Raw genomic sequence first — 12954 nt, forward strand, 5'->3', positions numbered from 1 at the left:
GGCGGACGACCCTCGCCATCGGCATGCCGATGGCGAGGGCGGAAAGCGAGGAAGGCAGCGGACAGCGGCCGCGGTCTCGGAAAATAAAGGAATACCCATGTCTGATGAATCGCATCCCTCTCCGCGGGCCGTGCAGGTGATCGGCCGCAGCGCCGCCATATGTCTGCTCGCGCTTGCCGTCGCCTACGGTATTGGCGGAAGCGTCATCGAATACTCCTTCTCCTCCGATCCCCTAGGCCCGCGGGTCTTTCCCATAGCGCTCGCCGTGGTGCTCGGCCTGCTTGCCGTCTGGTATTTCTTCTCGCCTGGCTCCGCGGAGGGGTTTCCGTCCGGCGCTCTGCTTGCCCGCGTGCTCGCGCTGCCGGTTCTCCTGGTCGTTTCCGTCGTCCTGTTCGAACCGGCAGGCTTTGCCGTTTCCATTTTCGTCCTAACGCTCGGCTCCGCACTTATCTTCGGAGCGTCGCCGGGTAAGGCGCTCATCGGAGCGGCCGGCCATGCCACCCTCTGGTGGGTCGTCTTCTCCTACCTGCTGGAAGTCTACCTGCCGTCCGGCACGCTCTTCGGACGCTGAGGCAAGGTCGGATCGGAAAGGTTAATCATGAACCTCGAATATCTCTGGCAGGGTTTTGCGGTCGCTCTGACCGGACAGAACCTGCTCATCGGCTTCATCGGCTGCTTCATCGGTACGCTCGTCGGCGCACTGCCAGCCATTGGCCCCATCAACGGCATAGCCCTGCTGCTTCCCATTGCCTATACGATGGGCCTGCCAGCGGAGAGCACCATGATCCTGCTCGCGGCGATCTATTGCGGCGCCGAATATGGCGGCCGCATTTCCTCGATCTTGCTGAATGTGCCAGGGGATGCCGGCGCCGTCATGACGGCAATGGACGGCTATCCCATGGCACGCCAGGGACGCGCGGGAGAAGCACTCGCCCTCTCCGGCATCGCCTCCTTCGTGGGCGGCATACTCGGTTCCATCGGCTTGGCGCTGTTCGCGCCCCTGCTGGCCGGTCTGGCGATCGGTTTTGGTCCCGCCGAATACTTCGTGCTGATGATGTTTGCCTTTGCGACGCTGGGTTCGATGGTCGGCAGCTATCCTGCAAAGACGCTCATCGGCTGCACGCTCGGTCTGATGCTGGCAACGGTCGGTCTCGACGCAACGTCTGGGGCCTACCGCTTCACCTTCAACGAGCCGGAGCTTGGCGACGGCATCGAGTTCGTCGTGCTCGTCATCGGCTTGTTCTCGATCTCCGAAGCGCTGATCATCCTGGAAAACCAAGGGCGTGGCATGACTGTAATCCGCGAACTGGGTCGGATGACCGCACGGATGAGCGATATCGTGAAGTGCACCGGCACGACCTTGCGCAGCTCGTTCATCGGCTTCGTCATCGGTATTCTGCCGGGTACGGGCGCCTCGGTCTCGAGCGCCATCTCCTACACGACGGCCAAGCGCTTGTCCGACACCGAAGGGACCTTCGGCAAGGGCGACGTGCGTGGTCTCGCCGCCCCCGAAGCGGCCAACAACGCGACGGCGTGCGGCGCCTTCGTGCCTATGTTGACGCTCGGTGTTCCCGGTTCGGGCACCACCGCCGTCATGCTTGGCGCACTGATGCTCTACAACATCCAGCCGGGCCCTATGCTACTCACCGAACGGCCCGAGATCGTGGGCGGTCTCGTCGCCTCGCTCTTTGTAGGCAACCTGATCCTGCTGGCACTCAACCTGCCGCTCGTGCAGATATTCGCTCGCGTCCTGACCGTGCCTAACTGGCTGCTCGTGCCGGGCATCTTGGTCCTGTCGATCGTCGGCGTCTATTCCACTCACTCGTCGGTCTTCTCGATCTTCCTGATGATGAGCATCGGCATGGTGGGTTGGCTCCTGCGTAAGGCGGGCTTCGAGATGGCGCCGATCATCCTCGGCTTCGTACTGGGCCGGCTGATGGAGGTGAACCTGCGCAATGCTTTGGCGATCAGCGGAGGTGATCCGTCTATCCTCTTCAGCAGTACCATCTGCAACCTGCTCTGGGTTCTGGCCGCGGCCGTCGCCATCGTGCCTTTCTACCTGTCGCGGCGTTCCCGCCGGCGCAAGATGCTGATGGCCACCGAATGAGGGGGCCGCCAGGCGAGCGGCGCCTTACTGCCTGGCGCGGACTGGCACGTCCCGATCAAGGTGTGGCGATATTCTGGGCCGCGCCTCAGCCCGAATTGCGTAGGCAGTGACCCGGCCGACCATGCGCTTCGTGCGGTGAAGACGCGCCCGAGCAGCAGAGTTGCACCGAGTTCCATTGATGCTCGACCCGTCAGCTCACGCGGATATCGAACCGTTGCGCTCCATCTATCCGAGTTCGGGGTTGGGCGCCGATGGGCGGAACGGGATCGAGCAACTGCTTGCCGTCGTCAACGACAACAATGGCAAGCATACCGGCCAGCGCGCGGGTGGGAATCTGTCATGTGTCAACCTTCGGTCTCCAGATATTCCAGAGATACCCCGTTGCCATTCAATGGGTCGGTTTCCATCATTCATTAAGTCCAATCAGCGAACGTATCAGCGTTGCTCTTGCCGAAGCCAGATGCGCTTCGCAGGCTCGCTCAATTCGCTCGGAGTCGCGGCTTTCAAGGGCGTCGATATAGGCGAGATGCTCAAGGATCGCCGCTTGGTTGCGCTGCTTTTCGTCCCGCTTGTTCCACTGATAATGGTAGTGAAAAATGAAGGTAATGATGTCATAGAAATCGTCGATAAAGCGGTTCGGCGAAGCTTCGTTTATGAGCCGATGAAACCGGTTGTCGAGACCGGAGAAGTCGTGAAAGCGGCTTTCAATCCGCTTCAGCAGTTCGGTATGCGCGCTCTTGAGCGCGGCGAGTTTTCCCCACAGAGGAGAGTTGTCAGGCTGCCTCGAAAACAAATGCGCCGATCGTAACTCGAACATCACCCGGATCTCGAACAGCTCGAGGGCGAAGTCTTCGGTGAAGCCCTTGAATAGCCAGCCGGTATTCGGCCTTTTTTCGAGCAATCCAAATCGGCTAAAGCGAATGAGGAACTCGCGAATTCCATTGGTCGCAACACCGAATTGCCGCGCAAGCTCAAGTTCGTTGATGCTGGTGCCGGGTCTGGTGTCACCCCGCAGCATCCACTCCATGAACTGCTGTTCGACGTGCTTGGCTCGGGACGTGGTTTCGTCGTCGGGATAGTAGTCGCTATCCTCCACCGCGCGGCCTGCCATCCTGACGCCGCTGCGCTCGGCGATGAGTTGGCGGTGAGCAAGTTCTTGCAGAACCTTTCGGACGGTCGTGCGGCTTACTCCCACTCGCCGTCTGAGCTCATTTTCGGAAGGCAATTCGCCGGTCAATTGTCCATCGCGCAGCATGGTGACAGCGCGGTTGAAAGCCTTCTTGTAGACAGTATCGGTCCGCATTGGACTTCCCTCTGAGCAACCTTGTCCTTTTTAGCATGAACTTTATCCATAAAAAACAACTTGACCAAGGGGCAAGTTGTTTGTTTTTTATCGATAAGAGGAAGCTAAAATACAGCCTTGGTTCTGACGCCCCAAGCTTACGCAAGCCTGGGCGGGGAGGGGGTTTTGCCCAAAACGGAAAACACCAGCACCGCTGTTAGCCAAGCCTCAATGCTTGCGCCGAAGAGGCCGGGCGCCGTCCCTGGCCTGGCGCTCGGACTGGCATTGCTGGGCGCCGGCCCGGTCATCATATTGCTGTTGCTGATAGCCGTTCTCAGTTTCCTGTCACCCTATTTCCTGACCGGGCGCAATCTCAGCAATATCCTCGGCCAGACCGCCGTCATCTCGGTTGTCGCAATGGGCCAGCATTTGGTGATCCTCACACGCGGCATCGATCTTTCGGTCGGATCGAACGTCGCACTGGCTTCCGTCGTCGGCGCCCTCAGCTTTCATGCCGGCGCTCCCGCCATCGCGGTTATCGCGGTGATGGTTGGCTGCGGTGCGGCGGTGGGCGCCATCAACGGGCTCTTCTACGTCTTCGGGCGGCTGCCGCATCCTTTCATAATCACCCTGGCAACCTTGAGCATCGCCAAGGGCTTGGCGCTTCAACTGGCCGATGGGCGCGCCATTCCTGGAATGCCGGATTCGATAGATGCGCTGGGGCGCGATGCGGTCTGGGGTCTGCCTGGCTCAGTTTTTGTCGTTGCAGGTGTTGCCGCGGTTCTTTTCACTGTGGCCAAGACGATGGTCTGGGGGCGGTGGATTTACGCCGTCGGCGGTCGACCCGACGCCGCCTTGCGCATGGGCATTCCCGTGTCCTGGGTCCTGGTCTCGGTCTATGTGGTCTCAGGGCTGTGCGCCGGCATCGGCGCGGTCATACTCGCCGGCCGCACCGACGCCGGTTCTCCCTTGTTCGGCAATCTGCTTGAACTGGATACGATCGCGGCGGTGATTATCGGCGGTGCCAGTTTTCTCGGCGGCCGTGGCCATCTCGGCCATGCCCTGATCGGCGCCATCATGATCGGCGTCATCCGCAACGCACTCAACCTGCTCAACGTCAACGTCTTCTTCCAGCTCATCGTCATTGGCGTGGTCATCGTGATCGCGGTCGAGTCCGACGTGCTGCGCAACTATCTCGAAGGACGTGTGCGTGTCATGCAGGCTGGGAGGCAGTGATGAGCGCCGTTGCGACCAATGCCGATCGGGCCGCCATTGCCGACCAACCCGTGCTGGCCGTACGCGGTGCCACCAAGCGTTTCGGTTCGGTTCTGGCCCTGGACGACGTCAGCATCGAAGTGCGGCAAGGCGAAATCGTCGGCCTGCTCGGCGACAATGGCGCGGGCAAGTCGACGCTGACCAAATGCATCAGCGGCGTACACCAACTCGATGCCGGGGCGATTGTCCTGGATGGTGCGCCGACGCAGATACGCTCCCCCGCGGATGCGCGCTTCGCCGGTATCGAGACCGTCTACCAGGATCTGGCGCTGTTCGACAATCTGACGCCCGGACAGAACTTCTTTGCCGGTCGCGAGTTGGCCTGGCCGCAATGGCTTCCGCGCGGCTTGCGATTTCTGCAGCAGCGCAGGATGGACGCCGAGACCCGTGTCCTGCTGGCAAACCTCAGGGTCACCCTGCCGCGGCTCGACGCGGTCGTCGCCATGATGTCCGGGGGACAAAGGCAAGCCATCGCCGTCGCCAGGTCCACCGTATTTGCCCGCAAGGTGGTCATCCTGGATGAGCCGACCGCTGCACTCGGTCTGCGTGAATCACGCCAAGTGCTCAATCTGGTTGCTGCGCTCCGCGACCAGGGCAATGCCGTGATCCTGATAACTCACAATATGGAGCATGTCGTCGAACTCGCCGATCGCGCCGTGGTGCTTCGCCAGGGCCGCAAGGTCGGCGAGCTGGTGCCGACCAGGCACAACAAACAAGAGCTGGTTTCCATGATCGTTGGAGCCTGATCCGTTCGAGATTTTGGGGACCGTTGCGGCCCTCAAATGCCTGAGGCCTTCCCCACCGGGAGGCGTCTCAATTCAAGGGAGGAATGGAATGCCAATCAACCGAAAACTGTTTGCAGGGATCGCTATCGCGGTCGTGTTTGCGCTGCCGGCTTCGGCAGCAGACAAGATCAAGATCGGCCTGATCACCAAATTCCCAGTGCCGTTCTATTCAACCATGGAACAGGCCGCCAAGAAATACGCGGCCGCTCATCCTGAAATCGAGCTGGTTACCGGCCAGGGTCAGGCCGCGACCGACATCGAGGGCCAGATTGCGCTGATCGAGTCCATGATCACGCAAGGCGTCAAGGGCCTGGCTGTCACTCCGGTCGACCCGACGGTTGCGCCGGCGCTCGACAAGGCGGTCGCTGCCGGCATCAAGGTGGTTCTCGTCGACAACAGCATTCCCAACTGGAAAGGTCAAACAGCACTGGTCTCGACCAACAACCTCAACGGCGGCAAGATCGCCGGGGAGTACCTCAAGACCGTGCTGAAGAGTGGCGACAAGATCGGTATCCTGCAGGGCGTTCCCGGGGTGCCGGCACTGGACGACCGCGTCACCGGCATGATGCAGGGGTTGGGCGACGTCAAGGTCGACGTTGTCGGCAAGGGCGCAACCAACTGCACGCTCGAGCTTGGCACGTCGGTGACCGAAGACATCCTCACCGCCAATCCCGATCTCAAGGCGATCTACTCGGCCTGTGGTCCGCCAATTCCAGGCGCCGTCAAGTCGATCAGCAATGCGGGCATGGCCAATCATAAGATCATACTGGTCGGCTTCGACGCCTGTTGTGGTGAAATCGAAGCGATCAAGTCGGGTGCGGAAGACGCCAGCGTTGCACAATTTCCGGCAAAGATGGGCGAGCTTGGCATCGATACTGTCGTCAAGGCAATCCGCGGAGAGGCCGTCGACGCCAATGTGGACACCGGCGCTGGCCTCGTGACGCCGCAGAACGTCAAGGACTTCGAATAAGCTCCTACACCTTGGCCCGGCGGTCTTCTCAACCGCCGGGTTCTTTTTGGAACACTCAAAGGAAGGTGATCCGCATGAAAGCGCTCGTTTGCCGACGACCCGGCGAACTGATCTTCGAAGATCGCTCCCCACCCGGCCCGCCGGGGGCAGGATGGGCGCTGGTCAGCATCAGCCATGTCGGTATATGTGGCACCGATTATCACATCTTCGAAGGCAAGCATCCCTACCTGGCCTATCCACGTGTCATGGGGCATGAACTCGCAGGCACGGTGACTGCGATCGGGGAAGGCGTCCCTATCCGCATCGGCGAACGCGTCGTCGTAAATCCTTATTTTGCTTGCGGCAGATGCATAGCCTGCCGTGATAACAAGCCGAATTGCTGCGTATCGATCGAGGTGTTGGGCGTTCATCGCGACGGCGGTATGTGTGAAGAGTTGCTCGTGCCTGCCGACAATCTCTATCCGATCGGAGGATTGTCGCTCGACCATGCGGCGGCGATCGAATTCCTGGCCATCGGTGCCCACGCGGTGCGGCGCTCCCAACTTGCCGCCGGGAAACGTGCTCTGGTCATCGGCGCAGGCCCTATCGGACTCGGCACGGCGCTATTTGCACGTATTGCCGGCCAGATAGTGACGATCATGGACGTCCGCCGGGAAAGGCTCGATTTCGCCGAAGGTCAACTCGGTTTCCCCGTTATCGATGGACTTTCGTTGTCGCCCGCCGACCTGGTGCGGGAGCGAACCGATGGCGAGTGTTTCGACCTTGTTTTTGATGCGACCGGCAACAGGGCGTCGATAGAGGCCGCTTTCGCTTATGTGGCGCATGGGGGAGCCTTGATAATGGTCAGCGTCATCAAGGAGGAGATCAGCTTTTCCGATCCCGAATTCCACAAGCGCGAGATGATGTTGATGGGCAGCCGCAACGCGCTTCGAGTCGACTTTGACCACGTCATGGCGGCAATGCACGATGACACCGTTCCTGTGGCCAAGCTTATAACGGACCGCACGACCCTGCGCGACAGCCTCCGCGATATCCCGCATTGGGTCCACCAAAAGTCGGGGCTTATCAAGGCGGTGATAGCCGTTTAGGCTGTTCACTGAGGCACCCCAACACACAAGGGAAGCAAAAGTCGTCCGAACCATCCGGTTGGCAATGGCCGCCATCAATGCCTCGTTCACGAAGGTGTCCTGGGAACTGTTGGCGGCCGGCAGTTGCGTGGGACGCGGGAAGACCAGCATGCCGACTCCACGCGGTCATGGCCGCAGACCACCAGGTCCTGGACCAGCCCGCCGAATGACTCCAGCATGTCGAGCCGCAGCTTGCCGGCCTGCACCCATGTGCCGGTCATCAGATTGAAGTCGTCCGCCACCCGCCCGTCGAAGACAAGGCCACGGTCGACTCGTTATTCAAGCTGAAGTAGATGGCAAGACTTTCGGCAAATTTGGGCTTCTTATGGCTGGACCTGCCACTGCTGAAGCGTATAGCGGCGGCTGCTCAGGTGGGCTTTCGCGCTGTCGAGTTGCACTGGCCCTACGGCACGCCAGCCGAGGAGGTCCGTGCTGTCTGTGCTGAGTATGGGACGACGCTGCTCGGGTTGAATACGCCAATGGGAGAGGTAAGCAGAGGTGAGTTCGGTTGGCTGCCCTGCCTGGCCGCGAACGGGGTGTTCGGCAAGCCGGGGGTCACATACGCGGACTGATGAACGCGCCGGCCAACATCAGCGCATTGAAGGGGCTGACCACGCCGGAAACGGCGGTGAAGGCTTCCGTAAATATTGGACCAGCCATCCAAACCAAGGGAATCTGATCATAACCTTCGGCACCATCGCCACCCGGGCTGGAACGCTCGGCCTTCCTTATCTCGGCCTTGCTTATCTTGCCAGCGCAGGCCTTATTTCGGATATCTTCGGCTGAGAAGCGTGGCGACGTTTCGGCGAGGCGTTTGGCATTCCCCAAAATTCATACCAACAGGCACTTAGATACCAACAAATATACCAACAACTGCTCACGTTGGACCAGTTTTGGCCCAGCGCTTAGCACGCGTTCAATTGTGGCAAAACGAGAGACCAAGCGAAATTCAGCTTCGCTATGGTTTGATGAGGCTTTGGCAGTTCGCCAATAAAAGAAAACTTGGATTGCGAAATGCGGAATCGAAGTGAACGCATAAGTTATTGAAATGCGACGGAAAAATCTTAAAATAAGTGATGGTGCCCAGAGGCGGAATCCAAGTAAATGGAATATGGATGTCGTTTCAGATAGTTAAGACTCGCGCAATAGCAGCGCTAGCCAACAAAAATACCAACAAAATATTTCTGTGGATTGGTTCGGTTCCCGAATATTACTCGCAGGCCCCGGCTCGGCGCAGCTTGACTGCCCCCGGTCGCCACTAATGGCATTTCGAGTTTGTCAAGCGCATGGCGCAAGTTGACCGAAGTGACCTCCTACTAACAAAGTCTTGAACGTCTGCTTCGCGCCTCCAAGATGGTCGTTCGCTGTCTGCGGCACCGATCCCGAATGCGGTCGTTCGCGCCCGGTGGCTTCTACCCTGCCACGAAAGACGATTATTACTGACTTTGCGTTGTCAGCGCTCGAAACAGCGGGAACAAGCCCTGCATCAAGGAGCGATGGCGTTCGAGACGTTGCCGATAACCTTTGATGGCGGCAGTCGGAAGATCGATCGCCTCTTGACGCAACGCGATGACGAACACGCCCGCGTCAAGGCCGTCGGGGCCAAGGACCAGACACCGCTCGACCAGAGCCGCGACCGCCCTTGTCGTATCCTCGCTCGCCGGTAGCGCCGCGATATAGGCCAGTCGCTCGCCCAAGGCTGCATAGAAGGGCTCGCGACGCTCCAGACGGATTGCGTCCGGATCGAGCGCAATCGGATCGCCCGCGGTCAGGCGGACAGCTTGTGCCAGCGCGATCGGCCTGGCGAGTTGATCGTTGTCCGCAGCCTCTTCGACGACCTTGCTGAGACGGTCGAACACGCCTGCCCGCCGCGCGAAGCCGAGGGTCACAAAAGCCCAATTCTGTACCGTGACGAGGTTCGGCACTGTGGGATATGGGATTGCGAAGGGTGCAAAGAGCAACGCATTGTGCCGAGCCACTCGCCAGAACTGTTCAAGTGCGCTCACGATCGGGTCAAGCAGCGCATCCAAGTCGCTTGGGGGGAGGGACAGGACCTCGGCAATCGTGTCCAGTCGGTAGGTTAGGGTGCTGAGAGGCTGGTAAGCAGTCGCAATGGCAATGTTGTGTCGCTGCGTCGTTGCCGTTCCAAGCAAGACAATCAGGCCGCGCACGGCATCGTCGATCCCGTCTCGGCCGACCAACGCAGGAGTGGCGAACAGCACTGCGATATTTCCCGTGACGCCCGAATGGTTCGACTTCAGGGCGCCGTTCCGCACCGTTCGAACGACCTCCTGAATGCGCTCGTCCTGTGCAACCGGAGCATCGAGATAAGGAAGGATCTCGTCGAGCAGCGCGAGGAGACGGGTGCTTTCTGTCGCGTCCCCGAGACCGTGTCGCAAGATCGTTTTTGCGCACCGGGATCCGAATTCTGAGTTTTCCGCCCAAAGCGCACGCACCTCATCACAGGCGATGAAGGTGATGGCGGGTGAGATGATCGGCCAGGCGCCCTCTGATGGCGGCCTGTCTTCGAGAACGGTGAGAGTGACATCTGCCAGACGGGTCAGATCATCGGGAGCAAATGCTGCCGCGCAGTGGACCGCCGCTTCCAGACCGGCTACTGTCAGGTCAAATCGCTTGGCAGCAAAGCCGGCAAGGATCGCATCGGCAATGATCCGCGAGGCGCACTGCACAAATTCAGGGCGTTTCCGTGCAATTTCCTTGATTGCGACAAGGCTTGTTATCGGCAGGCTATGCCCTTGGATGAATGAATCTCCTGGCGGTTCCCGAGCCAGTTTTGTGATGGCATCAATTAACAGACACGCGAGATGCTCCTTTTCGGCGCTTAACGTGCCCAGCCAGGCGGTGAAGAGCTTCACCAGCACATTCAGACGCTCACGCCGGACGCCGGCATGCCTCTGGGCGACTTCCGTCGCCAAGCGGATCACCTCTTGTGTCACATAGGCATCGACAAGGTCCTCTCGGCTAGCTTCTGGACCTACGGCATCCTCGCGCCCGCTGCTGATCACCAGCCGCAGCGCGAGATCGAAGCTCTTTGGCTGACGATGACGCCCGATATGCTCGTACAGTTCGTCGAAAAACGACCGCCCGTAGAACGCCATGGCTTCGGTCGAAAGCGTGGCGCCGCCTAGCGCATTCAGACGGCGAAGCGCAGCCCAGAAGCGCTGATGAGCGTTGCTGAACTTCCTGTTCGCCCAATGAACGAGGGGGGCGCCGAGATCATGTGAGTGCTGGAGCAGCGGAGCGTCGAGCACGCAGGCGCGCACATCCGGAGAAAACAGCCTATCGTCGTTTTGATAAGCAGCATGCATTGCCGCCAGCGCTGCATTCAGCGCGAGCAAGGGCTTAGTCACAAGGGCTTCTGGCGCCTGGATCGCGCCGAGCATGGCGTAGGTGGTTTTGAGCGAACCCGTCATGCCGTAGACGGTCGCAAGCGATTGGAGCGTCATGTCCGCAACGGCTTCGACGAACTGGGACCAGCTCCGGTCAGAAAGACCTTCGCACAAGCGCTGCGTCGTCGCATAGAGCGCGCCGGCGAGACTCGGGCGGTCCGCGTACAGCGCGAGGTCGCCCAGATGCTTCGTGGCGACGATCCGCAGCGCAGGGTCGAGCGGCGCAAGGGCTTCGTCGGCCGTTCGAATGGTCGCCGGGTCCGCTCGGTCCCCAAGGGCGGCGACAAGGCTGATCGCCTTTCCGATCACTGTCAGGGAAGTGGATCCACCCTCGGCATTGCCAAGCCAATAGCTGATCGAGGCGAAATCGACGGTGGCCAGTTCAAAGGCAGATGCGATCGTCCGGCACCGCTCACGAAAGGCTTCCGGGATACGGCTGTCATCATAGTGGACGCGCGCATCGGATTGCCAGGTCAAGACACGCAGAACATCCTGCAGATAGATCGCCAGGCCTTCCTGGTCTGGCTTCAGGCGGATCGTCCAGGTAGCTAGGTGCGGCAGGCCGCCCGACATCTGCTCGATGCACAAGTCGCCGAGTTGGATCGTGCCGTCACTTGTCGCGCCGATGGTAGCGGCGGAGAGCTCGCGCACTAGATCGGCGGATAGGAAATGGCTCAACGCAATCCATGCCGGAGCGTCGTTACCGAAGCTGATCATTCGTAGCGTGTCGGGATCCATCATGGTTGACCTGCTTTCCAGTCGGCGAATGCAAGGTGGTTCGGCGACTTCCAGCGGCCAAGCAATATTTCACAGCTGTTTGGCGCGCGGCTCGGCCGCCACATCGAGGAATCGCGTAGCATGCTCGAGAGGTTGAAGCCGAGAACCCGCACCGCCTCGTCTTTGGGGGGCTGCGTCAGCGCGGCGATATAGCCGCGCCATTGCCAGTCTCTCGGTTCGCCTGGCGCGAACTGATGCCAAGTATTGTTCCCGCCATCAATTCTGCTGCGCCCATAGCGATTCAGGCCGACCGCAGGGTGCAATTGCTCCTCACGCGGATCGATCGGCTGGAAAATGCCCGACAGCCCACCTTTCGATCCTCCGTTTAGCGTCTCGAAGTTCGAAAGGATGAAGGTCGCGAAGTGATGGCGCGGCAACTCGCCGCTTTGCGCCGCGCGGCAGAAGGCGTCGCGAAATTCCAGGTGCCATTCCCGTGGGCGCGGCTGGGTCGTCGCCGGCCCATATTCGACTTGGGGCGTGTGGGTCACGACAGATACTACGTCGATATGATCAGGCGGGTTGTCGAACGGTGTCTCGGCAGCGTTCACCACAGCAAGCGGCGAAGGTGTGGCGCGGTCCGTGGGGAGGTTGAGGGCGTCCGAGCAGATCAATGGCTGGATCGTGACTGACAGGTAGCGTTTGTCGGCAGGCAGCAGCGTCACTAGCGAAAACAGGTTCGCTTCCTCCATCATCCTCTCGGGAAGCGGGCTATACTCGTACTGCGAACGCACCAGCTTGGGATGGATGCAAATACGTGGGCGCGCGTCCACGTCCAGCGTGAACAGGCAGCCCAAGTTGAAATGGAGGTTTGCCGGCTGGGTCTCGAACCATGAACGAAAAGGCGCGAGATCCTGCGGCACGGTGGCCGGGATCGCGAGCAGGGCCTCAAGGAGTGACCTGATCTCGGCGTTCGAGAAGAGATGGCGCTTATCATCGCTATCCGGTCGAAGCCCGACATGAATACAGCCAAGCGTCTGAACTTGGCTGAGCGACTGCAACACCGACAGCAAGGCCTCTGCCGGCGCGAACGCTTCGGGGAAAGTGAGCAGGTCGAAGGGCGCACCCGCTTGGAAGCTGGTCCTGGTATAGCCATCCATCGCACGCGGCGTCGGATTGATAAGTTCCATGATGACCTGCTCGAAGATGTCGCCGTGGGCGGCAGGTGCGTAAACGCTGGGCTCGACGACACGAACCACGAAACTCCGGCGATCCCGCAGCACC

11 protein-coding genes are annotated in these 12954 nt (G+C 60.2%); 6 read left to right on the forward strand and 5 right to left on the reverse strand.

Features of this window, described 5'->3' with window-relative positions; translation table 11 throughout:
* Window positions 1–97: 97 nt before the first annotated feature.
* Together FJW03_RS28640 and FJW03_RS28645 are read left to right on the forward strand one after the other, a co-directional pair.
* On the forward strand, window positions 98–571 hold the full coding sequence (locus FJW03_RS28640) for a tripartite tricarboxylate transporter TctB family protein (RefSeq protein ID WP_140766390.1): 474 nt from the start codon (window positions 98–100) through the stop codon (window positions 569–571).
* A 27-nt stretch (window positions 572–598) separates the two neighbouring features.
* The gene (locus tag FJW03_RS28645; RefSeq protein WP_140766389.1) at window positions 599–2107 is read left to right on the forward strand and encodes a tripartite tricarboxylate transporter permease; all 1509 of its coding nucleotides are present in this window, start codon (window positions 599–601) and stop codon (window positions 2105–2107) included.
* 406 nt (window positions 2108–2513) lie between these two features.
* Here the strand turns inward: FJW03_RS28645 and FJW03_RS28650 are convergent, their stop codons facing one another.
* Window positions 2514–3410: a GntR family transcriptional regulator gene (locus FJW03_RS28650; protein ID WP_140766388.1), complete on the reverse strand. Its 897-nt coding sequence runs from the start codon at window positions 3408–3410 to the stop codon at window positions 2514–2516.
* A gap of 147 nt (window positions 3411–3557) precedes the next feature.
* On the opposite strand from FJW03_RS28650, the gene FJW03_RS28655 reads away from it, so the two are divergent.
* The 4 genes from FJW03_RS28655 (at window position 3558) to FJW03_RS28670 (ending at window position 7507) form a co-directional block, all read left to right on the forward strand.
* Window positions 3558–4625, forward strand: coding sequence for an ABC transporter permease (locus tag FJW03_RS28655; RefSeq protein WP_413466518.1), 1068 nt, complete (start codon window positions 3558–3560; stop codon window positions 4623–4625).
* Window positions 4625–5410, forward strand: a complete 786-nt coding sequence (locus FJW03_RS28660; protein WP_140696721.1) for an ATP-binding cassette domain-containing protein — start codon at window positions 4625–4627, stop codon at window positions 5408–5410. The genes FJW03_RS28655 and FJW03_RS28660 overlap by 1 nt, the downstream gene beginning before the upstream one ends.
* 88 nt (window positions 5411–5498) lie before the next feature.
* Window positions 5499–6419: a sugar ABC transporter substrate-binding protein gene (locus tag FJW03_RS28665; RefSeq protein ID WP_140610332.1), complete on the forward strand. Its 921-nt coding sequence runs from the start codon at window positions 5499–5501 to the stop codon at window positions 6417–6419.
* Between the two features lie 74 nt (window positions 6420–6493).
* On the forward strand, window positions 6494–7507 hold the full coding sequence (locus tag FJW03_RS28670) for a zinc-binding alcohol dehydrogenase family protein (RefSeq protein WP_140696718.1): 1014 nt from the start codon (window positions 6494–6496) through the stop codon (window positions 7505–7507).
* A gap of 86 nt (window positions 7508–7593) precedes the next feature.
* On the opposite strand, the gene FJW03_RS28675 is transcribed toward FJW03_RS28670, so the two are convergent.
* The 4 genes from FJW03_RS28675 to FJW03_RS28690 form a co-directional block, all read right to left on the reverse strand.
* Window positions 7594–7788 (reverse strand): hypothetical protein, encoded by a 195-nt coding sequence (locus FJW03_RS28675; protein WP_226890490.1) that lies wholly within the window; start codon window positions 7786–7788, stop codon window positions 7594–7596.
* A 313-nt stretch (window positions 7789–8101) separates the two neighbouring features.
* Window positions 8102–8374 (reverse strand): hypothetical protein, encoded by a 273-nt coding sequence (locus FJW03_RS28680; RefSeq protein WP_140766386.1) that lies wholly within the window; start codon window positions 8372–8374, stop codon window positions 8102–8104.
* Between the two features lie 608 nt (window positions 8375–8982).
* A complete protein-coding gene (locus FJW03_RS28685) occupies window positions 8983–11697 on the reverse strand; it encodes a hypothetical protein (RefSeq protein WP_140766385.1) in 2715 nt (904 codons plus the stop codon).
* Window positions 11694–12929: a hypothetical protein gene (locus tag FJW03_RS28690; RefSeq protein WP_140766384.1), complete on the reverse strand. Its 1236-nt coding sequence runs from the start codon at window positions 12927–12929 to the stop codon at window positions 11694–11696. The genes FJW03_RS28685 and FJW03_RS28690 overlap by 4 nt, the downstream gene beginning before the upstream one ends.
* Window positions 12930–12954 lie beyond the last annotated feature (25 nt).

This window comes from Mesorhizobium sp. B4-1-4 (genome assembly GCF_006439395.2).
In the GTDB taxonomy this organism is placed as follows: Bacteria; Pseudomonadota; Alphaproteobacteria; order Rhizobiales; family Rhizobiaceae; genus Mesorhizobium.